The sequence below is a fragment of the Humibacillus xanthopallidus genome (genome assembly GCF_044793955.1).
In the GTDB taxonomy this organism is placed as follows: domain Bacteria; phylum Actinomycetota; class Actinomycetes; order Actinomycetales; family Dermatophilaceae; genus Humibacillus; species Humibacillus xanthopallidus_C.
On sequence record NZ_CP084995.1, the window covers coordinates 1,151,060 to 1,175,348 of the forward strand.

General features: G+C 70.0%; 20 protein-coding genes. 19 read left to right on the forward strand and 1 reads right to left on the reverse strand.

What is annotated here, in order from left to right; all coding sequences use genetic code 11:
• The 19 genes from LG278_RS05260 (at window position 1) to LG278_RS05350 (ending at window position 22,484) form a co-directional block, all read left to right on the forward strand.
• Window positions 1-693 (forward strand): demethylmenaquinone methyltransferase, encoded by a 693-nt coding sequence (locus LG278_RS05260; RefSeq protein WP_404391645.1) that lies wholly within the window; start codon window positions 1-3, stop codon window positions 691-693.
• Window positions 694-932: 239 nt separating this feature from the next.
• The gene (locus LG278_RS05265) at window positions 933-2,252 is read left to right on the forward strand and encodes a geranylgeranyl reductase family protein (protein WP_404391647.1); all 1,320 of its coding nucleotides are present in this window, start codon (window positions 933-935) and stop codon (window positions 2,250-2,252) included.
• A gap of 127 nt (window positions 2,253-2,379) precedes the next feature.
• Entirely contained in the window at window positions 2,380-2,739 is a 360-nt protein-coding gene (locus LG278_RS05270; protein WP_404391649.1) for an NADH-quinone oxidoreductase subunit A, read from the forward strand.
• A gap of 57 nt (window positions 2,740-2,796) precedes the next feature.
• Window positions 2,797-3,351 carry a NuoB/complex I 20 kDa subunit family protein gene (locus LG278_RS05275; RefSeq protein ID WP_404391651.1) on the forward strand — a complete coding sequence of 185 codons (555 nt, stop codon included), beginning with the start codon at window positions 2,797-2,799 and terminating at the stop codon, window positions 3,349-3,351.
• Window positions 3,348-4,094 (forward strand): NADH-quinone oxidoreductase subunit C, encoded by a 747-nt coding sequence (locus LG278_RS05280; RefSeq protein WP_404391653.1) that lies wholly within the window; start codon window positions 3,348-3,350, stop codon window positions 4,092-4,094. The genes LG278_RS05275 and LG278_RS05280 overlap by 4 nt, the downstream gene beginning before the upstream one ends.
• Window positions 4,094-5,482, forward strand: a complete 1,389-nt coding sequence (locus LG278_RS05285; protein ID WP_404391655.1) for an NADH-quinone oxidoreductase subunit D — start codon at window positions 4,094-4,096, stop codon at window positions 5,480-5,482. The genes LG278_RS05280 and LG278_RS05285 overlap by 1 nt, the downstream gene beginning before the upstream one ends.
• 82 nt (window positions 5,483-5,564) lie before the next feature.
• Window positions 5,565-6,338 (forward strand): NADH-quinone oxidoreductase subunit NuoE, encoded by a 774-nt coding sequence (nuoE, locus tag LG278_RS05290; RefSeq protein ID WP_404391657.1) that lies wholly within the window; start codon window positions 5,565-5,567, stop codon window positions 6,336-6,338.
• Entirely contained in the window at window positions 6,335-7,678 is a 1,344-nt protein-coding gene (nuoF, locus tag LG278_RS05295) for an NADH-quinone oxidoreductase subunit NuoF (protein WP_404391659.1), read from the forward strand. The genes nuoE and nuoF overlap by 4 nt, the downstream gene beginning before the upstream one ends.
• Entirely contained in the window at window positions 7,675-10,182 is a 2,508-nt protein-coding gene (locus LG278_RS05300; RefSeq protein WP_404391661.1) for an NADH-quinone oxidoreductase subunit G, read from the forward strand. The genes nuoF and LG278_RS05300 overlap by 4 nt, the downstream gene beginning before the upstream one ends.
• Window positions 10,179-11,600, forward strand: a complete 1,422-nt coding sequence (gene nuoH / locus LG278_RS05305) for an NADH-quinone oxidoreductase subunit NuoH (RefSeq protein WP_404391663.1) — start codon at window positions 10,179-10,181, stop codon at window positions 11,598-11,600. The genes LG278_RS05300 and nuoH overlap by 4 nt, the downstream gene beginning before the upstream one ends.
• Window positions 11,593-12,345: an NADH-quinone oxidoreductase subunit NuoI gene (gene nuoI, locus LG278_RS05310; protein ID WP_404391665.1), complete on the forward strand. Its 753-nt coding sequence runs from the start codon at window positions 11,593-11,595 to the stop codon at window positions 12,343-12,345. Before nuoH ends, nuoI begins: the two co-directional genes overlap by 8 nt.
• The gene (locus tag LG278_RS05315; RefSeq protein ID WP_404391667.1) at window positions 12,342-13,130 is read left to right on the forward strand and encodes an NADH-quinone oxidoreductase subunit J; all 789 of its coding nucleotides are present in this window, start codon (window positions 12,342-12,344) and stop codon (window positions 13,128-13,130) included. Before nuoI ends, LG278_RS05315 begins: the two co-directional genes overlap by 4 nt.
• Window positions 13,127-13,426, forward strand: a complete 300-nt coding sequence (gene nuoK, locus LG278_RS05320) for an NADH-quinone oxidoreductase subunit NuoK (RefSeq protein WP_404391669.1) — start codon at window positions 13,127-13,129, stop codon at window positions 13,424-13,426. The genes LG278_RS05315 and nuoK overlap by 4 nt, the downstream gene beginning before the upstream one ends.
• A gap of 15 nt (window positions 13,427-13,441) precedes the next feature.
• Entirely contained in the window at window positions 13,442-15,451 is a 2,010-nt protein-coding gene (gene nuoL / locus LG278_RS05325) for an NADH-quinone oxidoreductase subunit L (RefSeq protein ID WP_404391671.1), read from the forward strand.
• A gap of 8 nt (window positions 15,452-15,459) precedes the next feature.
• Window positions 15,460-17,070: an NADH-quinone oxidoreductase subunit M gene (locus LG278_RS05330; RefSeq protein WP_404393536.1), complete on the forward strand. Its 1,611-nt coding sequence runs from the start codon at window positions 15,460-15,462 to the stop codon at window positions 17,068-17,070.
• A gap of 83 nt (window positions 17,071-17,153) precedes the next feature.
• A complete protein-coding gene (gene nuoN / locus LG278_RS05335; protein WP_404393538.1) occupies window positions 17,154-18,686 on the forward strand; it encodes an NADH-quinone oxidoreductase subunit NuoN in 1,533 nt (510 codons plus the stop codon).
• Window positions 18,687-18,720: 34 nt separating this feature from the next.
• On the forward strand, window positions 18,721-19,731 hold the full coding sequence (locus LG278_RS05340; RefSeq protein ID WP_404391673.1) for a polyprenyl synthetase family protein: 1,011 nt from the start codon (window positions 18,721-18,723) through the stop codon (window positions 19,729-19,731).
• Window positions 19,732-19,990: 259 nt separating this feature from the next.
• Window positions 19,991-21,163 carry an amino acid deaminase/aldolase gene (locus tag LG278_RS05345; RefSeq protein ID WP_404391675.1) on the forward strand — a complete coding sequence of 391 codons (1,173 nt, stop codon included), beginning with the start codon at window positions 19,991-19,993 and terminating at the stop codon, window positions 21,161-21,163.
• A gap of 1 nt (window position 21,164) precedes the next feature.
• Complete coding sequence (locus LG278_RS05350; protein ID WP_404393540.1) at window positions 21,165-22,484, forward strand: D-arabinono-1,4-lactone oxidase; 1,320 nt, start codon at window positions 21,165-21,167, stop codon at window positions 22,482-22,484.
• A gap of 389 nt (window positions 22,485-22,873) precedes the next feature.
• Here LG278_RS05350 and LG278_RS05355 read toward each other — a convergent pair whose 3' ends face one another.
• Window positions 22,874-24,283 carry a class II fumarate hydratase gene (locus LG278_RS05355; protein WP_404391677.1) on the reverse strand — a complete coding sequence of 470 codons (1,410 nt, stop codon included), beginning with the start codon at window positions 24,281-24,283 and terminating at the stop codon, window positions 22,874-22,876.
• Window positions 24,284-24,289: the final 6 nt, after the last annotated feature.

Here is a 24,289-nt window from a genome sequence, read left to right on the forward strand (position 1 = left end):
ATGACCCGCGCCCAGCTCGACAAGAAGCCCGTCGACGTCGCGTCGATGTTCGACACCGTCGCCGAGAAGTACGACGTGACCAACGACGTGCTCTCGCTCGGCCAGGACCGGCTGTGGCGCCGGGCCGTCGTCAAGGCCGTCGACGCCAAGCCGGGGGAGCGCATCCTCGACATCGCCGCCGGCACCGGCACCTCGAGCGAGCCGTGGGCCGACCGCGAGATCCAGGTCGTGCCGGCGGACTTCTCCCTCGGGATGCTCCGTGTCGGCAACCGCCGGCGCCCCGACATGGCCTTCACGGCCGCCGACGCGATGAGCCTGCCCTTCGCCGACGCCAGCTTCGACGTCGTGACGATGAGCTTCGGGCTGCGCAACGTCGCCGACGCCGGCACGGCGCTGCGCGAGTTCCTCAGGGTCACCAAGCCGGGCGGTCGGCTGCTCGTGTGCGAGTTCAGCCAGCCGGTCAACAAGGCCTTCCGCACCGTCTACTCCAACTACCTCATGCGGGCCCTGCCGTCGGTCGCGCGGCGAACGTCGAGCAACCCCGACTCCTACGTCTACCTCGCCGAGTCGATCCGCGAGTGGCCCCCGCAGGGCGAGCTCGCGCGCACCATCGAGCAGGCGGGCTGGACCCAGGTCGGCTGGACCAACCTCACGGGTGGCGTCGTCGCGCTGCACCACGCCACCAAGCGCTGACGCGACACACCCCTGGCGTATGCCGCTTGGCCGACGACCGACCACACGTGGCCTTTCGACGGGGGGAGGCGACCACGGGTGGCCACTCGACGGTGGGGAGGCGGCAAGAAGTGGCCACTCGAGGGGGAGCTTGTCGAGAGTTAGGGCTGCCTTATCTGACAAGGCCGAAACCTCCGGAATAGACTCCCCGGAGAGTTCGTGAAGATCTTCACAAGCAGTTCGGAAGTGTGCAGGGAGCCATGACCAGTTCGAGCGTCGCGCCCAGCCCCGTGGGGGGTGGCGGTGCCTCCGACCTGCGGGCCGACGTCATCGTCGTCGGCGCGGGTCCGGGTGGCAGCGCCACGGCGGCCTACCTCGCCGACCACGGACTCGACGTGGTGCTCCTCGAGAAGTCGGCCTTCCCGCGCGACAAGATCTGCGGCGACGGGCTGACCCCCCGGGCCACCAAGGAACTCATCTCCCTCGGCGTCGACACGGCCGGCTGGCAGCGCACCCAGGGCCTGCGCATCAAGGGCGGCGGCCACACGCTGCAGCTCGACTGGCCGTCCGGCGAGCACTTCCCGTCCTACGGACTCGTGCGCACCCGGGCCCAGCTCGACGAGACCCTGGCCCGCCACGCGGAGCGCAAGGGCGCCGTCCTGCACGAGCGCACGAGCGTCACCGCGCCGGTCCACGACTCCTCGGGCCGCGTCACCGGCGTGACGGCGAAGCGCCTCGACGAGGCCGGCCGCGCCACGGGCGAGACCGTGACCTACCGCGCCCCCGTCGTCGTCGCGAGCGACGGTGTCTCCTCCCGCCTCGCGACCGCGGTCGGCCGCCCCAAGCGCGAGGACCGCGTCATGGGGGTGGCTGTGCGCGCCTACTACACGACGCCTCGCCGCGACGACTACCTCGAGAGCCACCTCGAGCTGTGGACCCGCGACGACAGCGGCAACCGCATCCTCATGCCCGGCTACGGCTGGCTCTTCCCGCTCGAGGACGGCCGGACCAACGTCGGCCTCGGCACGCTCGACACGACCTCGGCCTTCCAGAAGACCGACTACAAGGACGTCATGCGTCGGTGGGTCGAGGACATCAACCCGGAGTGGCAGCTCGAGCACGACGAGTCGACCGGGCCGATCCGCGGCGCCGCCCTGCCGATGGGCTTCAACCGCACCCCGCTCTACGCCGACGGACTGCTCCTCGTGGGCGACTCCGGTGGCATGGTCAACCCCTTCAACGGCGAGGGCATCGACTACGCCCTCGAGGCCGCCCGGGTCGGCGCCGAGCTCATCGCCCAGGCGATGGCGCGCCCGACGGACGCCGAGCGCGAGAGGGTGCTCGCGGCATACCCCAAGGTGATGAAGGACGAGCTCGGCGGCTACTTCACGCTCGGGCGCTGGTTCGCCCACGCGATCGGCAACCCCGAGGTGATGCGCCTCGCGACCAAGTACGGACTGCCCCGCACGACGCTCATGCGCTTCCTGCTCAAGGTGATGGCCAACCTGCCCGAGCCCGGTGGCAAGGGTGCGAGCGACCGCATCATCAACGGCCTCTCACGGCTGGCGCCGGACGCATGAGAGACACCTCGTCCGGCCTCCTTGTGACGCCGAGCACAATCGGCAGCGACGCCCCTAGGATGGGCCTGCCGCGCACCTGCAGCGATGACACGCACGACACGCACGACCGAAAGGCACGTGACCGAGGATGAACTCGTACGTCCCGATCCTCTTCATGCTGGGCCTCGGCTTCGCGTTCGCCGCGTTGTCCGTGTTCACCTCGCTCGTGGTCGGCCCGAAGCGCTACAACCGGGCCAAGCTCGAGGCGTACGAGTGCGGCATCCAGCCGACGCCCCAGGCGGCGGGCGGCGGTCGCGTGCCGATCAAGTACTACCTGACGGCGATGCTCTTCATCATCTTCGACATCGAGTCGGTGTTCCTCTATCCCTTCGCGGTGGCGTTCAACAAGCTCGGCCTCTTCGCCCTCGTCGAGATGGTGCTGTTCATCGTGACCGTCTTCATCGCCTACGCCTACGTGTGGCGACGCGGCGGGCTCGAGTGGGACTGATCACGACCCTCGTGCACAGCACGGGTCCAGCGGCGAAAAACTAGTGAGGAGTTGGCAATGGGTCTGGAAGAGAAGCTCCCGTCAGGGTTCCTGCTCTCGACGGTGGAGAACCTCGCGGGCTACATGCGCAAGGCCTCGATCTGGCCGGCCACGTTCGGCCTGGCCTGCTGCGCCATCGAGATGATGGCCGTCGGCACGCCCGACTACGACATCGCCCGCTTCGGCATGGAGCGCTTCTCGGCGACCCCGCGCCAGGCCGACCTCATGATCGTCGCCGGCCGCGTCAGCCAGAAGATGGCTCCGGTCGTGCGCCAGGTCTACGACCAGATGCCCAACCCCAAGTGGGTCATCTCGATGGGCGTCTGCGCGAGCTCGGGCGGCATGTTCAACAACTACGCCATCGTGCAGGGCGTCGACCACATCATCCCCGTCGACATCTACCTCCCGGGCTGCCCGCCGCGCCCGCAGATGCTGCTCAACGCGATCATCGAGCTGCACCACCAGATCGAGTCGACGCCGCTGGGCGTCAACCGCGAGAAGGCCGCCCGCGCGGCCGAGGCGGCGGCGCTGTCGGCGACGCCCACGCACCAGATGAAGGGGCTGCTCGCATGAGCGATGCGGACACCACGCACGACCAGGACTCCGGCCTGTCGTCCCACGAGCTCGAGGTGAGCCGGCCCGGCGCGTCCGAGCCTGAGGTCATCGGCGTGCGGCACGGCATGTTCGGCGCCACCCAGGGCAACGACACGAGCGGCTACTCCGGCCTGCGCCGCGAGGTCGTCATCGCGGGCGCCGCCGAGCGCCCCTACGGCAGCTACTTCGACGAGATCGCCGACAACCTCGAGCGCGGCCTCGTCGGCGGCACCGCCTCCTTCGCCGAGGCCATCGACCGGGTCGTCGTCGACCGCGGTGAGATGACGGTCCACGTGCGCCGCGAGCACCTCGTCGCGGTCGCCCGGGTGCTGCGCGACGATCCGTCGCTCCGCTTCGAGATCTGCACCGGCGTGTCGGGCGTGCACTACCCCGACCGCGCCGGCCAGCAGCTGCACGCCGTCTACCACTTCTTGTCGGTCACCCACGGCGGCCGACGCGTGCGGCTCGAGGTCTCCTGCCCCGACGACGACCGCCACATCCCCTCGATCGTCGCGGTCTACCCGGCCAACGACTGGCACGAGCGCGAGACGTGGGACATGTTCGGCATCGAGTTCGACGGACACCCGGCCCTGACCCGCATCCTCATGCCCGACGACTGGCCGGGCCACCCGCAGCGCAAGGACTACCCCCTCGGCGGGATCCCGGTGGAGTACAAGGGCGCCACCATCCCACCGCCGGACCAGCGGAGGTCGTACAACTGATGAGCACCCACACCGAGTTCACGCAGACCGAGATCCCCGACGCGGGCGACAACGACGTCTTCGCGACGTCCGTCGCCGACGAGGAGGCGAGCCAGGGCGCGCACGTCTTCAACGCCGCCGGCGGCGACTGGAACGACCTCGTCGACGAGGCGACCTCCCTCAACGAGGAGCGCATCGTCGTCAACATGGGGCCGCAGCACCCGTCGACGCACGGCGTGCTCCGCCTCATCCTCGAGATCGACGGCGAGACGGTGACCGAGGCCCGCGCCGGCATCGGCTACCTGCACACCGGCATCGAGAAGAACATGGAGTACCGCACGTGGGTGCAGGGCGTGACGTTCTGCACGCGCATGGACTACCTCACGCCGATGTTCCAGGAGACGGCCTACTGCCTCGGCATCGAGAAGCTGCTCGGCATCACCGACCAGATCCCTGAGCGGGCGAACGTCATCCGGGTGCTGATGATGGAGATGACCCGCGTCAGCAGCCACCTCATCTGCCTCGGCACCGGCGGCATGGAGATGGGTGCGACGACCGTCATGACGGTCGGCTTCCGCGAGCGTGAGCGCCTGCTGCGCGTCATCGAGATGATCACCGGCCTGCGCATGAACAACGCCTACATCCGCCCCGGCGGCGTGGCGCAGGACCTCCCCCCGGGCTCGATCGACGCCCTGCGCGAGATGGTGCCCGAGCTGCGCCGTGGTCTCGGCGAGCTCGAGGCCCTGCTCAACGAGAACCCCATCCTCAAGGGCCGCACGGTCAATGTCGGGGTGCTCAACCTCGCCGGCTGCATGGCCCTCGGCATCACCGGACCGGTGCTGCGCTCGACCGGCCTGCCGCACGACCTGCGCAAGCTCGACCCCTACTGCGGCTACGAGACCTACGACTTCGAGGTCAAGACCCGCACGAGCATGGACGCCTACGGCCGTCTGCGCATCCGTATCGACGAGATGTACGAGTCGCTGAAGATCATCGAGCAGTGCACCGACCGCCTCCAGGACAACGAGGGCCCGGTCATGGTCGAGGACAAGAAGATCGCGTGGCCGGCGCAGCTGGCCCTCGGCGGCGACGGCCTGGGCAACAGCCTCGACCACATCCGCGAGATCATGGGCACCTCGATGGAGTCGCTCATCCACCACTTCAAGCTCGTCACCGAGGGCTTCCGGGTGCCGGCCGGCCAGGCCTACCAGGCCGTCGAGTCGCCGAAGGGCGAGCTGGGCTGCCACGTCGTCTCCGACGGCGGCACCCGTCCCTACCGGGCGCACTTCCGCGACCCGAGCTTCAACAACCTGCAGGCCGTGGCCGCGATGTGCGAGGGCGGCCAGATCGCCGACGTCATCGTCGCGGTGGCCTCGATCGACCCGGTCATGGGAGGCGTGGATCGATGAGCGCGACAGTGCGTGAGGATCGCAGCGAGCGCCAGCGAGCGAGGACCGGAGCGCTCGTCGTGGCGCGAAAGGACAAGCACTCATGAGTGGACATGACGCTTCGGGGCACCTGCACGTCAGCCCCGAGTCCAAGGCGCCGTATGCCGCCGACGTCCTCGAGCGCCTGCACGCCGATGCGGCCGAGGTCATCGCCCGCTACCCGCAGAAGCGGTCGGCGCTGCTGCCGTTGCTGCACCTCGTGCAGTCCGTCGACGGCTACGTCGCCGGACGCGGGGTGAGCTTCTGCGCCGAGGTGCTCGACCTCACCGAGGCCGAGGTCAGCGGGGTCGCGACCTTCTACACCCAGTACAAGCGCCACCCCAACGGTGACTACACCGTCGGCGTCTGCACCAACACGCTCTGCGCGATCATGGGTGGCGACCTCATCTTCGACCGCGTCTCCGAGCACCTCGGCATCGGTCACGACGAGACGACCGAGGACGGCAGGATCACCCTCGAGCGCGTCGAGTGCAACGCCGCCTGCGACTACGCCCCGGTCGTCATGGCCAACTGGGAGTTCTTCGACAACCAGACGCCCGAGAGCACCATCGGCCTCGTCGACGAGCTGCGGGCAGGCGCCGACGTGCGCCCGACCCGCGGGGCCGACAAGGTGTGCACTTTCAAGGAGGTCTCGCGCGTGTTGGCGGGCTTCCCCGACGGACGCGCCGACGAGGGCGTCGGCGCCGGCCCGGCCTCGCTGCTCGGCCTGCGCATCGCCAGGGACAACGGCTGGGTCGCCCCCGGCAGCGCCTCCGCCTCGGCGGCATCCACGAGCACGACCACGAGCACGAGCGATGCGAAGGACGGCTCCAAGTGACCGACACGCTGACCCCGATCCTCACGAAGTTCTGGGACGACCCACAGTCCTGGACCCTCGCCACCTACGAGCGCCACGACGGCTACAAGGCCCTCGCCAAGGCGCTGACGATGGAGCCCCAGGCGATCATCGACGCCGTCAAGGACTCGAGCATCCGCGGCCGCGGCGGCGCCGGCTTCCCGACCGGCATGAAGTGGTCGTTCATGAGCCCGCCCGACGGCGGACCCCGCTACCTCGTGGTCAACGCCGACGAGTCCGAGCCGGGCACCTGCAAGGACATCCCGCTCATGATGGCCAACCCGCACTCGCTCATCGAGGGGGTGGCCATCGCCTCGTACGCGATCGGGTGCGAGCACGCCTTCATCTACCTGCGCGGCGAGGTCGTCCACGTCTACCGCCGGCTGCTCCGCGCCGTCGAGGAGGCCCGCGCCGCGGGTCACCTCGGTGACAACGTGGGCGGCAAGGGCGTCAAGGTCGAGATCACCGTGCACGCGGGCGCCGGCGCCTACATCTGTGGCGAGGAGACCGCGTTGCTCGACTCGCTCGAGGGTCGCCGCGGTCAGCCGCGGCTCAAGCCGCCGTTCCCCGGCGCCGCCGGCCTCTACGCCCGCCCGACCTCGGTCAACAACGTCGAGTCGATCGCCTCGGTCCCCGGGATCATCCTCGAGGGCTCCGACTGGTTCAAGGGCATGGGCACCGAGAAGTCCACCGGCTTCGGCATCTTCAGCCTCTCGGGCCACGTCGCCAACCCCGGCCAGTTCGAGGCTCCGCTCGGCATCACGATGCGCGAGCTCATCGAGCTCGCCGGTGGCATGCGCGGGGGCCGGAAGCTGAAGTTCTGGACGCCGGGTGGCTCCTCGACGCCGATCTTCACCGACGAGCACCTCGACGTGCCGCTCGACTTCGACTCGGTCGCTGCCGCGGGCTCGATGCTCGGCACCCGGGCCCTGCAGGTCTTCGACGAGACGGTGTCGGTCGTGCGCGCCGTCGCACGATGGACCGACTTCTATGCCCACGAGTCGTGCGGCAAGTGCACCCCGTGCCGCGAGGGCACGTGGTGGCTGCGCCAGATCATGAACCGCATCGAGGCCGGTGAGGGCACGCAGGACGACATCGACAAGCTCGTCGACATCTGCGACAACATCCTCGGCCGCAGCTTCTGCGCCCTCGGTGACGCCGCGACGAGCCCGATCACGTCGGCCGTGCAGTACTTCCGCTCGGAGTTCGAGGCCGGCATGACGACGCCGGCCCACGAGCTCTTCCCTCCGGAGAAGTCGGTCCTCTTCGACCTCCCGGCGCCCACGACGACGAAGGAGTCCAGCGGGATGGTGTCAGCATGACCGTCACGACCTCCCCGACGTCCGGTGGCAACGCCGTCGACAAGGGCGGCAACGCCCAGGCGCCGGCCAACCCGGACCACGTCGGCCTGACGATCGACGGACTCCCGGTGAGCGTGCCCAAGGGCACCCTCGTCATCCGGGCCGCCGAGACCGTCGGCATCGAGATCCCCCGCTTCTGCGACCACCCGCTGCTCGACCCGGTGGGCGCGTGCCGCCAGTGCCTCGTCGACGTCGCGATGCCCGACCGCGAGGGCAACGTGCGCCCGATGCCCAAGCCGCAGGCGTCGTGCACGATGACCGTGTCCGAGGGCATGGTCGTCAACACGCAGCACACGTCCAAGGTCGCCGACAAGGCGCAGCAGGGCGTGATGGAGCTGCTCCTCATCAACCACCCGCTCGACTGCCCGGTCTGCGACAAGGGCGGCGAGTGCCCCCTGCAGAACCAGGCGATGAGCAGCGGCCGCTCGGTGTCGCGCTTCGAGGACGTCAAGCGCACCTACCCCAAGCCGGTCAACATCAGCTCGCAGGTGCTGCTCGACCGCGAGCGCTGCGTGCTGTGCGCGCGCTGCACCCGCTTCTCCGACCAGGTCGCCGGCGACCCGTTCATCGCGCTCGTCGAGCGGGGCGCCCTCCAGCAGGTCGGCATCTACGAGGACCAGCCGTTCGAGAGCTACTTCTCGGGCAACACCGTGCAGATCTGCCCCGTGGGTGCGCTCACCGGGGCGGCCTACCGCTTCCGCAGCCGGCCCTTCGACCTCGTGTCGACGCCGTCGGTCTGCGAGCACTGCGCGAGCGGCTGCGCGATCCGCACCGACCACCGCCGTGGGGTCGTGCTGCGTCGGATGGCCCTCGAGGACCACGCCGTCAACGAGGAGTGGAACTGCGACAAGGGTCGCTGGGCCTTCACCTACGCGACGCTTCCCGACCGCATCGAGCTGCCGATGGTCCGCGACGAGAGCGGTGAGCTCAAGGTCGTCGGCTGGCCCGAGGCCCTCGCCGCCGCAGCCGCCGGGCTGGGCCGCGCCAAGGCCGCCGGCGTGCTCGTCGGTGGTCGCGTGTCGGCCGAGGACGCCTACGCCTACGGCAAGTTCGCGCGCGTCGTGCTCGGCACCAACGACATCGACTTCCGCACGCGCCCGCATTCGGGCGAGGAGGTCGCCTTCCTCGGTGAGCACGTCGTCGCGACGGGTGTCTCCGACGACGACGTCGCCGGCTCCGCGGTCTCCTACGCCGACCTCGAGGCCGCCAAGACGGTCCTGCTCGTCGGCTTCGAGCCCGAGGACGAGAGCCCCATCGTCTTCCTGCGCCTGCGCAAGGCGTTCCGCCGCAACAAGACGGCCGTGTATGCCGTCGGGTCCCATCCCACGCGCGGCCTCACCAAGGTGGGTGGCACCCTCGTGCCGGCCGCCCCGGGCCAGGAGGCCGCCGCGCTCGGTGACCTCGGCTCGACCGACACCGGCAAGGCCCTGCTCGCAGGGTTGGCGCAGGGCGGCATCGTCCTCGTCGGAGAGCGCCTGGCGGCTTCGCCGGGTGCGCTCGCCGCCGCCGCCGGCCTCGCCGCCGAGCACGGCGCCCGCCTCGCGTGGGTGCCCCGGCGTGCGGGGGAGCGCGGTGCTCTCGAGTCCGGCGCCCTCGGCGCGCTGCTGCCCGGCGGACGTCCCGTGGGCGACGCCGCGGCCCGTGGTGAGGTCGCCGCGGTCTGGGAGGTCGTCGGGCTGCCCGACGCGGCTCCTCGTGACACGGCCGGCATCATCTCCGCGGCGGCCACCGGCGACATCGACGCCCTCGTCGTCGGCGGAGTCGACCCCACCGACCTGCCCGCAGAGCTCGTCGCCGACGCGGTGGCGGCCCTCGACCGCTCCTTCGTCGTGTCGCTCGAGCTGCGCGAGTCCGCGGTGACCGCGGTCGCCGACGTCGTGCTGCCGGTCGCGCCACAGTCCGAGAAGTCCGGCACCTACGTCAACTGGGAGGGGCGCCTGCGTCCCTTCGAGGAGGCCCTGTCGAGCAACTCCGTCAGCGACCACCGTGCCCTCGACATGCTCGCGAGCGAGATGGGCCACTTCCTCGAGACCCGCACGCAGCGCGAGATCCACGACCAGTTCGAGGCCCTCGGGCCCTGGGGTGGGGCCCGCGCGACGAGCGCTCCCGACGGCCACCGTGCCGCCGCGGTCCCCTCCGGCAGCGGTGCGTTCACCCTCGCGACGTGGGCCACGCTGCTCGACGCCGGCCGCATGCAGGACGGTGAGCCGTTCCTCGCCGGCACCGCGCCCCGCGCCGTCGCGCGCCTGTCGGCCACCTCGGCCGCGGCACTCGGCGTCGAGGACGGTGACGACGTGCTCGTCGCCGGACCGTTGGGCTCGATCACGGTGCCTGCCCTCGTCACCGGCGGCATGCTCGACGGTGTCGTCTGGCTGCCCACCAACTCCAAGGACTGTTCCGTGCGCACGGACCTCGGCACCGATGCCGGTGGACGCGTCGCCGTCACGAAGGGTGGTGCCGCATGAGCCTCAGCCTCACGGCATACGGCATGGTCGGCGCGCTGCCGGCGCTGGCGCCGGCCGAGAACCCCACGGCCGACTTCAGCGACACCCCGCTGTGGCTCGCCCTCGTCAAGGCCGTCGGCGTCTTCGTCTACCTGCTGCTCTCGACGCTGCTCGTCATCTGGTTCGAGCGGCGCGTCATCGGCCGCATGCAGCAGCGTCCCGGCCCCAACCGCAACGGCCCCTTCGGCCTGCTGCAGACGCTCGCCGACGGCATGAAGGCGATGCTCAAGGAGGACATCACCCCGGCCAACGCCGAGAAGGTGATCTACACCCTCGCGCCGATGATCACCGCGACGATGGCCTTCGTCGCCTTCGCGATCATCCCGCTCGGCGGCACCGTGTGGATGTTTGGGCACCAGACGCCGCTGCAGATCACCGACGTGCCGGTCGCCGTGCTGCTCGTGCTCGCGGTCGCGTCGGTCGGTGTCTACGGCATCATCCTCGCCGGGTGGAGCTCCGGCTCGACCTACCCGTTGCTCGGTGGCCTGCGCTCGACCGCCCAGGTCATCTCCTACGAGATCGCCATGGGCCTGTCGCTCGTCGCGATCTTCCTCTACAGCGGGTCGATGTCGACGTCGGCGATCGTCTCGGCTCAGAGCTCTCTGTGGTACATCCTCCCCGCGTTCTTCAGCTTCGTCGTCTACGTGATCACGATGGTCGGTGAGACCAACCGTCTGCCCTTCGACCTCGCCGAGGGCGAGGGCGAGCTGACCGGTGGCTTCCACACCGAGTACTCCTCGATGCGCTTCGCGATGTTCTTCCTCGGTGAGTACGTCAACATGTTCACCGTCTCGGCCCTCGCGACCACCCTCTTCCTCGGTGGCTGGCAGGCACCGCCCTTCATCGCGTCGATCAACGACGGGATGTTCAACCAGGGCTGGTGGGGCCTGCTGTGGTTCACCATCAAGCTCTGGATGTTCATGTTCCTCTTCGTCTGGCTGCGTGGCTCGCTGCCGCGTGTGCGCTACGACCAGTTCATGCGCTTCGGCTGGAAGTTCCTCATCCCGATCACCCTCGCCTGGGTCGTGGCCGTCGCCTTCATCCGCGGCGCCCAGCTCGGGTTCCTCGGTGACAGCAAGCTGACCATCGCCGGTCGCGAGCTCTCGGTGGCGACCGTCGTCATCGTCAGCATCGTGGCCGTCATCGCCCTCGCCGCCGCCTGGATCTGGGACGACCGGCGCGCCCAGCGCGCCGCTGCCGAGGACGAGGCCCCGCCCGAGGAGATCGACCCGTTCGAGGACGGCTACCCGGTGCCGCCGCTGCCCGGGCAGCGCCTCGCCGAGCCCGGTCGCCGCATCGCCGCAGAGGCGGTCCTGTCGACCGCCTCGAGCAGCAGCGGCGGCGGCTCGACCACTGTCAAGGAGGAGACCCATGGCTGAGTCCACCAGCAGCACGTCCGGCGGCCGTCCCGGCGAGGACGACCGCGGCGGGGGATTCTTCTCCGACCTCTTCGCCCCGGTCGCCGGCTTCGGGGTGTCCTTCTCGACGATGTTCCGCAAGGTCGCGACCGAGGAGTACCCCGAGAAGCCGCGTCCGACGGCGCCGCGCTTCCACGGCCGCCACCAGCTCAACCGTCACCCCGACGGCCTCGAGAAGTGCGTCGGCTGCGAGCTCTGCGCGTGGGCCTGCCCGGCCGACGCGATCCTCGTCGAGGGCGCCGACAACGACGACACCCCGGGAGGTGCCGGCCGGTTCAGCCCCGGTGAGCGCTACGGCCGCGTCTACCAGATCAACTACCTGCGGTGCATCTTCTGCGGGCTGTGCATCGAGGCGTGCCCGACGCGCGCCCTGACGATGACCAACTTCTACGAGCTCGCCGACAACGACCGCGGCAAGCTGATCTTCACCAAGGACCAGCTGCTCGCGCCGCTCCAGAGCGGCATGCTCCCGCCGCCCTTCCCGATGGCCGACGGGCTCGAGGAGCGCGACTACTACCTCGGCAAGGTCACGACCTCCACCGACGACCAGCGGCACTACGTCGAGGCGCGCGACGCCGCGTCCGACGACGGCTTCGGCTATGCCGAGGGCCCGGGCAACCCCGGCGCCGCGGTGCCGGGTGAGCACGACCTCGTCCACGCGGCCGACCCGACGGCTGCCCAGACCCGGGAAGGGGCCAACCCGTGACCTCGAGCGCTGAAGCCGTCGGCTTCTGGATCCTGGCCCCGATCGCGGTGATGGCCGCGATGGGGCTGCTCTTCGCGCGCAAGGCCGTGCACGCCGCGCTCGGGATGGCCCTCGTCATGGTCATCCTCGGCATCTTCTACATCATGCAGAACGCCGACTTCCTCGGCATCGTGCAGGTGTTCGTCTACACCGGCGCCGTGATGATGCTCTTCCTCTTCGTGCTCATGCTCGTCGGCGTCGACTCCTCCGACTCGGTCATCGAGACGATCAAGGGTCAGCGCTGGGCGTCCTTCCTGCTCGTCATCGGCCTCGGCGGTCTGCTCTTCTTCACCATCGGGGACGCCGTCGTCGACGAGACGGCCGTGCAGGCGGGCATCGACAAGGTCGTCGCGACCAACACCGACCCGGGCAACATCACCGGCGTCGCCGAGCTGATCTTCGGCCAGTACGTCTGGGTCTTCGAGGTCACCTCCGCCCTGCTCATCACCGCCGCGCTCGGCGCGATGGTGCTCGCCCACCGCGAGCGGCTGACGCCGCGCATCACGCAGGCCGAGTGGGCTGCCAAGCGCATCCGCGACAACCGCGACGTCGCGGGCCTCCCGGCCCCGGGTGTCTACGCCCGGCACAACGCGGTCGACACCCCGGCGCTGCTGCCCGACGGCACGCCGAGCAGCAAGTCGGTCTCGCGCGTGCTCGTCGCCCGCGACCAGGTCGCGACCACCGACGGCCTGCGCGACGTCGAGCGGCACATGGAGCGCGAGATCGAGGAAGGCGGCGCCAAGTGAGCCCGATGTACTACGTCTACCTGTCGGTGATCCTCTTCTCTATCGGCACCGCCACCGTGCTGACGAGGCGCAACGCGATCATCGTCTTCATGGGCGTCGAGCTCATGCTCAACGCGACCAACCTCTCCCTCGTCACGTTCTCGCGGATGCACGGCTCCCTCGACGGGCAGGTCATGGCCCTGTTCGTCATGGTCGTCGCCGCCGCCGAGGTCGTGGTCGGCCTCGCCATCATCATGGCGATCTTCCGTGCCCGACGGTCGGCCTCGGTCGACGACGCCAACCTGTTGAAGCTTTAAGGAGCGCCGGCCAGAATGGGAACTCTCGTCCACACGCTCGCGAGCTCGCCGAGCTCACTGAGCACGTATGCCGCTGGGCTCGCCACGCACGAAGGCGAGGCGCACGCGGCAACGGGCATCACGGCATACGCCTGGCTGCTCGTGGCGCTGCCACTGCTCGGTGCCGTCGTGCTGCTGCTCGGCGGTCGCCGCACCGACAAGTTCGGGCCCCTGCTCGCGACGCTGCTGTCCTGGGCGTCCTTCGTCGTCGGGGCGCTCGTCTTCGTCGCGATGCTCGGCCGTGGCGCCGAGGACCGCGCCGTCGGCGTGCCGCTCTTCGACTGGATCGCCGCGGGGACGTTCAAGGTCAGCGCGGGCCTGCTCGTCGACCAGCTCTCCATGGTCTTCGTGCTGCTCATCACCTTCGTCGGGTCGCTGATCCACGTCTACTCGCTCGGCTACATGGACCACAAGGGCGAGGACGGGCACGTCCACTCCGACCCCGACAAGCGGCGCTTCTTCGCCTACCTCAACCTCTTCGTCGCGGCGATGCTGCTGCTCGTCCTGTCCGACAGCTACCTGCTGCTCTACGTCGGCTGGGAGGGCGTGGGTCTCGCGTCCTACCTGCTCATCGGCTTCTGGAACTGGAACCCCGCCTACGCGAGCGCGGCCAACAAGGCCTTCGTCGCCAACCGCGTCGGTGACTTCGGTCTGTCGATCGCGATCATCGTCATGTTCTTCCACTTCGGTGCCGTCGACTTCGAGACGGTGCTCGGAGCGGCCGGCAGCGAGGCCAACCAGGGCTTCATGACCGCCATCGGGCTGATGCTCCTGCTCGGCGCCTGCGGCAAGTCGGCGCAGTTCCCGCTGCAGAGCTGGCTCGGCGACGCCATGGCCGGCCCGACCCCCGTCTCGGCGCTCATCCACGCGGCGACGATGGTCACCGCCGGTGTCTACCTCGTCGTGCGCTCGGCGCCGATCTTCGAGGCGGCCCCGACCGCGCAGCTCGTCGTCGTCATCGTCGGTGCCATCACGCTGCTCTACGGAGCGATCGTCGGCTGCGCCAAGGACGACATCAAGAAGGCCCTCGCGGCCTCGACGATGAGCCAGATCGGCTACATGATGCTGGCCGCGGGCCTCGGCCCCGTCGGCTACGCCTTCGCGATCTTCCACCTGCTCATGCACGGCTTCTTCAAGGCCGGCATGTTCCTCGGTGCCGGCTCGGTCATGCACGCCATGAACGACCAGGTCGACATGCGCCGCTTCGGCGGGTTGTCCGGCGCCATGAAGATCACCTGGGCCACCTTCGCGATCGGCTGGCTCGCGATCCTCGGTGTGCCGCCGTTCTCGGGCTTCTGGTCCAAGGACAAGGTCATCGAGGCCGCCTTCATCGGTGAGGGCTGGCGCCCGTGGGTCTTCGGCATGGCTGCCCTGATCGGCGCGGGCATCACCGCCTTCTACATGTCGCGCCTGTTCTTCATGACCTTCCAGGGCAAGAAGCGCTGGACCGATGACGTGCATCCGCACGAGTCGGGCAAGCTCATGACGGTCCCGATGATCGTGCTGGCCATCGGGTCGGCCTTCCTCGGCCTCGTGCTCGGCCCGACCGGGGCGTTCACCTCGTGGCTCGAGCCGGTCACGGGCGCCCACGGCGACGAGCACCCGGTCCTGCCGGTGCCGGTCATCATGGGTGTGACCCTGCTGCTCGTGGCGGGTGGCGCCGCGCTGGCCTGGCTGCGCTACTGGCGCGACGACGTGCCCCGGACGGCGCCCACCGGCAACCTGCTGACGCAGGCCGCGCGGCAGGACCTCTACCAGGACCAGGTCAACGAGGCCCTTCTCATGCGACCCGGCATCCACCTCACGCGCTCGCTCGTCTTCGCTGACAGCAAGGGGGTCGACGGCGCCGCCGGCGGCCTCGCAGCCCTCGTCGGCGGGGCCTCGTCCCGCCTGCGCAAGCTGCAGAACGGCTTTGCCCGCTCCTATGCCCTGACGATGCTCGCCGGCGTCGTCGCCATCCTCGGTGCTCTCTGGGTGATCTCCTGATGACGACCATGTCCACCGGCCTTCCCTGGCTGACGATCCTCGGCCTCATCCCGCTCGTCGGGGCGCTGCTCGTGGCCTTCGTGCCCGGTAGCGCCGAGACCGCCAAGCGGATGGCGCTCGGCTTCTCGCTCGTCACGCTCGTCGTCGGCATCATCGCCGCGATGCAGTTCGACCGGGGCTCCAGCGCCCAGTTCCAGCTCGTCGAGCAGCACGAGTGGATCCCGCAGTTCGGCGTCAGCTATGCGCTCGGCGTCGACGGCATCGCCCTCGTGCTCATCCTCATGGCGCTCGTCCTGACGCCGATCTGCCTGCTGGCGGCCTGGCGCGACGTGCCCGAGGAGGCCGAGCCCCGCGGGGCGCAGCGCGTCAAGACCTACTTCGCGCTGCTGCTCGTGCTCGAGACCTTCATGGTCGGGGTCTTCGCGGCGACCGACGTCTTCCTCTTCTACGTCTTCTTCGAGGCCATGCTCATCCCGGTCTACTTCCTGATCGGCCGCTTCGGCGGTCCGCGCAGGCAGTACGCCGCGATGAAGTTCCTGCTCTTCTCGCTCGCCGGTGGCCTCGTCATGCTCGTGGCCGTCATCGCGCTCTACCTCCAGGGTCCGGGCGGGTCCGACGGCTTCCTCATCGAGCGGCTGACAGGTCTGACGATCGACCCGACGACCGAGCGCCTGCTCTTCGTCGGCTTCTTCCTCGCTTTTGCGGTCAAGGCGCCGATGGTGCCGTTCCACACCTGGCTGCCCGACGCCGCCACCGAGTCGACGCCCGCCACGGCGACGCTGCTCGTCGGCGTGCTCGACAAGGTCGGCACGTTCGGCATGATCCGTTTCTGCCTGCAGCTCTTCCCCGAGGCCAGCCAGTGGGCGACGCCCGTCGTCGTCGTGCTGGCCGTCATCTCGGTCATTTACGGCGCGCTGCTCGCCATCGGCCAGACCGACATGATGCGACTGATCAGCTACACCTCGATCAGCCACTTCGGCTTCATCGTGCTCGGTATCTTCGCCTTCACGGGCGTCGGCCAGGCGGGCTCGACGCTCTACATGGTCAACCACGGCTTCTCGACAGCGGCGCTGTTCCTCTTCGCGGCGATGCTCGTGCGTCGACACCGCACCAACAGCAAGCGCATCGGCGACTACGGCGGGTGGCAGCGGGTCACGCCTGGCCTCGCGGGGATCTTCCTCGTGGCCGGCCTCTCGGGCCTCGCACTGCCGGGTCTGTCGAGCTTCGTGTCCGAGTTCCTCGTGCTCGTCGGATCGTTCTCGACGCAACCCGTCGCCACCGTCATCGCGACCATGGGCATCATCCTCGCGGCGCTCTACATCCTGCTGATGTACAAGCGGGTCATGACCGGCCCCAAGCCGGAGGAGCTGGCGGCCGAGGGCGTCACGGTGGACGACCGGTGGCGGAAGTCGTCGGGGGGCACGACGGTGCGTGACCTCACGACCCGCGACAAGATCGTCGCGGCGCCGCTCATCGCCGCCTTCGTCGTGCTGGGCGTCCTGCCCAACCTGGCGCTGAACGTCATCAACCCGGCGGTCGACAAGACGCTGTCCTACGTCCAGCAGTCCAACCCGCAACTCAACCCGGCCGGCACCGTGGCCGAAGGGAGCTCGAAGTGACCGCCGCCGTTCTGCCGGCCCTCGCGACGCAGTCGGCGCTTCCGGCGGCGTTCGAGCCGTCCGAGGTCAACTACGTGGCCGTGATGCCGCTGCTCATCGTCTTCGTCACGGCGCTCATCGGCGTGCTCGTCGAGGCCTTCGCCCCGCGCGCCCGCCGTCACGTCATCCAGGTCACCGTGGCGGTCGTCGGTCTGCTCGCCTCGGCGGTGTCGATCATCTGGGCGAGCGGCAACCTCGGGCTGACGATGGGTCTGTCCGACGGCGCCACCAACCGGTCGCTCTTCGCGCTGGCGATCGACGGACCCGCCCTCTTCCTGCAGGGCGCCATCGTGCTGATGGGCATCCTCGGCGTGCTGACGATGGCGGAGCGCTTCGGCGGCGTCGGCCCCGACGCCTTCACGCCGAGCGGTGCGTCGACGCCCGGCTCGCCCGTCGAGACCGCCGCCACCCGCGCCGGTGCCCTGACGTCCGAGGTCTTCCCGCTGACGGTGTTCGCGATCTTCGGCATGATGCTCTTCCCGACGACGAACGACCTCATCGGCATGTTCGTCGCGCTCGAGGTGCTCTCGCTGCCGCTCTACATCCTCACCGGCCTCGCCCGTCGCCGTCGCCTGCTGTCGCAGGAGGCCTCGCTGAAGTACTTCCTGCTCGGTGCCTTCAGCTCCGCGTTCTTCCTCTTCGGCACCGCGCTGCTCTACGGCTACGCCGGGTCGGTCTACTTCGGCGACCTGTCCAAAGCCATCGGCACGGCGCCGCTGGCGATGAACGGGCTCCTGCTGCCCGGTGCCTTCCTCGTCTTCGTCGGCCTGCTCTTCAAGGTGGGCGCCGTCCCGTTCCACGCGTGGACCCCGGACGTCTACCAGGGCGCCCCCACGCCGGTGACCGGCTTCATGGCCGCGTGCACCAAGGCGGCCGCCTTCGGCGCGATCCTCCGCGTCGCCTACGTCGGGCTCGACTCCGCCCGGTGGGAGTGGAGCAACGCCCTCGTCATCGTCGCGCTGCTGACGATGATCGTCGGATCGGTGCTGTCGGTGACGCAGACCGACATGAAGCGCCTGCTCGCCTACTCCTCGATCGCGCACGCGGGCTTCATCCTCGTCGGTGTGCTCGCCTTCGACCGGGCCGGTGTGGGCGCCGTGCTCTTCTACGTGGTCGCCTACGGCTTCTCGACCATCGCCGCCTTCGCAATCATCTCGCTCGTGCGCCAGAACGGCGCCGAGGCGACCCACCTGTCGCAGTGGGCGGGGCTGGGCAAGCAGCACCCGGTCGCGGCCTCGGCCTTCGCGTTCCTCATGCTCGCCTTCGCCGGCATCCCGCTGACGTCGGGCTTCGTGTCGAAGTTCGCGGTGTTCTCCGCGGCCGTCGGCTCGGGCGCGACCGGTGCGGTGCTCGCCGTCGTCGGTGTGCTCTGCAGCGCGATCACGGTCTTCGTCTACGCGCGCGTCATCGTGCTGATGTTCTTCAGCGAGGCGCCGGAGGAGAAGGTGGACGTCGTCATGCCCTCGGCGATGACGACGTTCTCGATCGCCGTCGGCACGCTGATCACGCTCGCCCTCGGCGTCCTGCCGGCCTCGCTGCTCGACCTCGCTGACCGTGCCTCGCAGTTCGTCCGGTGACGGTGGCGAGCAGGCGGCCGCGCACCGGGGTTCGATGACGCCGCACTCGACCCCGCCGGTCCTGTCCATCCCGGGGGCCACCCCGGAGCTGGCGGGACGGCTGAGCGACGGCCTCGAGCGGGTCGACGCCCTGCTGCGGGAGGTCGTCGACCACGACGACCCGTTCATCGCCAAGGCCTCCGGCCACCTCGTCGAGGCCGGGGGCAAGCGCTTCCGGCCGCTGCTCACGCTGCTGGCCGCCGAGCTCGCCGGAGGCATCAACGAGGACGTGGTGCGGGCTGCCGCAGGGGTCGAGCTCACGCACCTCGCCTCGCTCTACCACGACGACGTCATGGACGAGGCCCAGCTGCGCCGCGGCGTGCCCGCGGCCAACGTCGTCTACGACAACTCGACGGCGATCCTCGTCGGCGACCTGCTCTTCGGCAAGGCGTCCGAGCTCGTCGCCGGACTGGGCGCCGAGGCCGTGCTGATCCAGGCCCAGACCTTCGTGCGGTTGTGCTCGGGACAGATTCGCGACGACCGGGCTCCGAGCGACGAGGTCGACGCGGTTGCCTACTACCTCGACGTGCTCTCCGACAAGACCGGGGTGCTCATCGCCACGGCGGGCCGCTACGGCGTGATGTTCTCCGGCGGAGACGATGCCACGGCGATGCTGATGCGCGACTACGGCGAGAAGGTAGGCATCGCCTTCCAGCTGGCCGACGACCTCATCGACATCGCCTCCGACGCGTCCGAGACCGGCAAGACCCCCGGCACCGACCTGCGCGAGGGTGTCGACACGCTCGCCGTGCTGCGGGCCAAGGAGTCCACCGACCCGGCCGACGCCCGGCTGCTCGAGCTGCTCCACGCCGACCTGTCGGCCGACGAGGCTGGGGTTGCGGAGGCGCTGGCCCTGCTGCGTGTGCACCCGGCGCTCGAGCAGGCTCGCCAGGAGACGTATGCCGTCGCCGGGGCTGCGCGTGCCCTGCTCGACCCGCTCCCGCCGAGTGACGCCAAGAGCGCCCTGCAGGCCCTCGCCCTCTCCGTCGTCGACCGCGTCGGCTGATCGAAAGAGCATTCCCGCGCGCGCCCAGCTGATCGAAAGAGCATTCCCGCGCGCTCGCCGCGAGCACCCTGGCTGATCGAAAGAGCAATCCCGCGCGCTCCTCGCGAGCACCCTGACTGATCGAAAGAGCAGTCCGTCCACGTGGGGCGCCCGCGGGACAGCGGCGCTTTCGCGGACGGATTGCTCTTTCGATCGGGCAGCTGGGTGCGGGGGCGTGCGGACGGATTGCTCTTTCGATGGGGGCAGTAGGGTGCGGGGCATGTCTCGTCGTCCGCCTGCGCCGGTGGCTGCGCGCCTGTCGGCCGCCACGCGCGACCTCCCGGCGCCCTTGGCAGTGCTCGACCTCGACGCGTTTGACGCCAACGCCGCGACCCTCGTCGGCCGGTCCCACGGACTGCCCATCCGCATCGCGACGAAGTCGCTGCGCAGCCGCCCGCTGATCGAGCGCGCGCTCCGCCGCGGCGGCTTCTCGGGGCTCATGTGCTACGCCGTGCCCGAGGCGCTCTGGTGGGCCCGGGCGGGCCACACCGACCTCATGGTCGCCTACCCGAGCGTCGACCTTCCCGCGCTGACCGAGCTCGCCTCCGACCCGGCCGTCACCGCTGCCGTCGCGGTGATGGTCGACAGCATCGAGCACGTCGACTTCATCGCCCGCCACGTGCGGGGTCACGAGGGTCTGCGCGTGGCAGTCGACGTCGACGCCTCGCTGCGCATCGGACCGGCCCACCTCGGGGTGCGGCGGTCACCGACGCGGACGCCCGACCAGGTCGAGGCGGTCATCCGTCGGGCCCAGGAGCGCGGCCTCGTGGTCGCCGGCCTGATGTTCTACGACGCCCAGATCGCCGGGCTGCCCGACTCGTCGCCAGCGGTCCGGCAGGTCAAGGCCCGGTCGCACCGCGAGCTCCTCGCCCGCCGGGCCGAGATCGTCAGTGCTGCAAGGGCGCTCGCCGACCTCGACTTCGTCAACGGCGGTGGCACCGGCAGCCTCCACGTGACCGGCCTCGACCCCTCGCTCACCGAGCTCGCGGCTGGGTCGGGGCTCTATGCACCCACCCTCTTCGACGGCTACGACGGTCTCGCGCTCGAGCCCGCCGCCTTCTTCGCCACGCCGGTGGTGCGCCGCCCCGCGGCCGGCTTCGTCACGACCTACGGCGGCGGCTACATCGCCTCGGGTCCGCCCGGCTGGTCCCGGGTGCCGACGCCCTTGGAGGAGCAGGGGCTGGAGCTCGTGCGCACCGAGGGGACCGGCGAGGTGCAGACGCCCCTCAGGGGTGACGCCGCCGATGACCTCGGGCTCGGGGATCGGATATGGTTCCGCCACGCCAAGGCGGGCGAGCTGGCCGAGCGGTTCACGGAGTTCGCCCTGGTGGCGGGCGAGGAGGTCGTCGGGCGAGCCGCGACCTACCGTGGAGAAGGGCAGTGCTTTGGCTGAGGTGACACGGGTCGTCCGGAGCGTCGAGTGGAGCAACTGGGCGGGCACGGAGTCGACGCGACTTGCACGGGTCGCGACACCACGCGACGAGGCCGAGGTCGTCGAGGAGGTGCGGGCCGCTGCCTCACGAGGCCTGCGCGTCAAGGCGATCGGCGCCGGCCACTCCTTCACCGGTGTCGCCGTCACCGATGGACTCCAGCTGCGTCTCGGCGCCCTGAGCGGGGTCATGTCGATCGACGCCACCCGCGGTGAGGCGACCGTGCGCGCCGGCACCCCGCTCCACGTTCTCAACGAGGAGCTCTCGGCCTTTGGGTATGCGTTGCCCAACCTCGGTGACATCGACCGCCAGAGCATCGCCGGGGCCGTCGGCACGGGCACCCACGGCACCGGGCTGCGCCTCACCGGGCTCTCGGCGGGCATCCGCGCGCTGCGTCTCGTGCTCGCCGACGGATCGGTCGTCGCCTGCTCGCCGACGCAGGATCCCGAGCTCTTCCAGGCGGCGCGCCTCGGGCTCGGCGCGCTGGGCATCATCACCGAGCTGACGATCGCCGTGGTGCCGGCCTTCCTGCTCCATGCGGTCGAGCGGCCCGAGCCCCTGCTCTCGGTGCTCGAGCAGGTCGACGACGCGGCTGAGAGCAACGACCACTTCGAGTTCTACTGGTATCCGCACACCGACCGCACCCAGACCAAGCGCAACAACCGGGTGCCTGTCGGCACCGCCCTGAGGCCGCTGGCGGGGTGGCGCGAGCGGCTCGACGACGACCTGCTCGCCAACCGGCTCTTCGAGGTGAGCAACCGCGTCGCGACGCGCCTGCCGCGCACGACGAAGGCCATCAACGCCATCGCGTCGCGCGCGCTGGCGGAGCGCAGCTACATCGACGCCTCGCACCGCGTCTTCGTCACCGCCCGCGACGTGCGCTTCGTGGAGTCCGAGTGGGCCTTCCCGCGGCGATCACTACGCGAGGTGCTGCTCGAGCTGCGCGACTGGATCGACCGGCACGACGAGCGCATCTCCTTCCCGGTCGAGTGCCGGGTGGCTGCGGCCGACGACGTCTGGCTGTCGACGGCCTACGAGCGCGAGAGCGCCTACATCGCGGTCCACCGCTACCACCGGCAGCAGCACGGCCGCTTCTTCGACGCCTTCGAGGCGATCGCCACCGAGCACGGCGGCCGTCCGCACTGGGGCAAGCTGCACACCCGGGGGGCCGACTACCTCCGCGAGTGCTACCCCCGCATGGACGACTTCGTCGCCGTGCGCGATCGGGTCGACCCGGAGCGACGCTTCGGCAACCCCTACCTCGAGCGGATCCTCGGCCGCTGAGGGCACGCCCGTATGCCGTGAGGCGAGGGCTGCTGGTGCGCTCTCCTCACGCTCTGCGCTGAGTCGCTCCGTCAGGCGCTGCGCGGAATCATCCGCTACTCAGCGGGCCCGGCGCAGCCGTCGGAAAGTGGGCACTCGACTTCAGGTCCGGTCGAGTGCTCAGTTCTAGACGCTGGGAAGTGGGCACTCGACTTTTCGTGTGGTCGAGTGCTCAGTTCTAGACGCTGGGAAGTGGGCACTCGACTTTTCGTGTGGTCGAGTGCCCAGTTCGGGACGCTGGGAAGTGGGCACTCGACTCTTCGTGTGGTCGAGTGCTCATTTCCGGACGCTGGGAAATGGGCACTCGACGGGGGGACGGGGGAGCAGTGGGCACTCGAGGGGGGCGGCGGTCAATGCTCGCGGTGGGGGAGGGCCATCGCGAGGACGTCGAGGGCCTCGTCGAGCTGCTGCTCGGTGAGCCGCCCCTCGGACACGTGGCCCTCGTCGATGACGACCTCGCGGATCGTGCGCTTCTCTGCGACCGCCCGCTTGACGACGGCCGCGGCCGCTTCGTAGCCGAGGTAGCGATTGAGCGGGGTGACTATCGAGGGGGACCCCTCGGCCAGCGCCCGAGCGTGCTCGACCTCGGCGGTGATGCCGTCGACGCACCGGTCGGCGAGCAGGCGGCTCGTGCTGGTGAGCAGCCGGAGCGACTCGAGCACGTTCTTGGCGATGACCGGCAGCATGACGTTGAGCTCGAAGTTGCCGGCCGCGCCGGCCACCGTGATGGTGACATCGTTGCCGATGACCTGCGCGCAGGCCATCAGGGTCGCCTCGGGCACCACCGGGTTGACCTTGCCGGGCATGATGCTCGACCCCGGTTGCAGGTCGGGCAGGTGGATCTCGCCGAGCCCGGTGCGCGGCCCGGAGCTCATCCAGCGCAGGTCGTTGCAGATCTTCGTCAGGCTGACCGCGACGACCTTGAGGGCGCCCGACAGCTCGACGACGGCGTCCTGGGCCGACTGCGCCTCGAAGTGATCGACGGCCTCACGGAGGGGGAGACCGGTCGTCTCGGCGACGCGGGCGATGACGGCAGCGGCGAAGCCCGGAGCGGCGTTGAGCCCCGTGCCTGCCGCGGTGCCTCCGAGGGGCAGCTCCGCGGTCGCTGCAGCCGCGGCTCGCACGCGTCCGGCGCCGAGCTCGATCTGACGGCGGTAGCCGCCGAACTCCTGGCCGAGCGTCACCGGGACGGCGTCCATGAGGTGGGTGCGTCCGGCCTTGACGACCTCGGCGAACTCGATCTCCTTGCGCCTCAAGGACGCCGCGAGGTGGCCGAGAGCCGGGGCCAGCTCGTCGAGGGCTCCGAGGGTCGCGGCGATGCGCAGGGCGCTGGGGAAGGTGTCGTTGCTCGACTGGCCGGCGTTGACATGGTCGTTGGGGTGCACGTCGAGCCCGCTGCCGAGGTGGGCGAGGCGGGCCAGCACCTCGTTGACGTTCATGTTGGTCGAGGTGCCGGAGCCGGTCTGGAAGACGTCGACCGGGAACTCCCCGTCGTGCCTGCCGTCGGCGACCTCACGGGCTGCATCGGCGATGGCCTCGGCGCGGGGCGCATCGACGACGCCCAGTTCGGCGTTGACCTGCGCCGCGGCGGCCTTGAGCAGGGCGAGGGCGTGCACCACCTCGGGCGGCACCGGCTGGCCACTGATCGGGAAGTTCTCGACGGCCCGGGCGGTCTGCGCACCCCAGAGTGCTCCCGCGGGCACCTCCACCTCACCCATCGAGTCGTGCTCGATGCGGACATCTGACCTCGTGTCGCTCATGCCCCC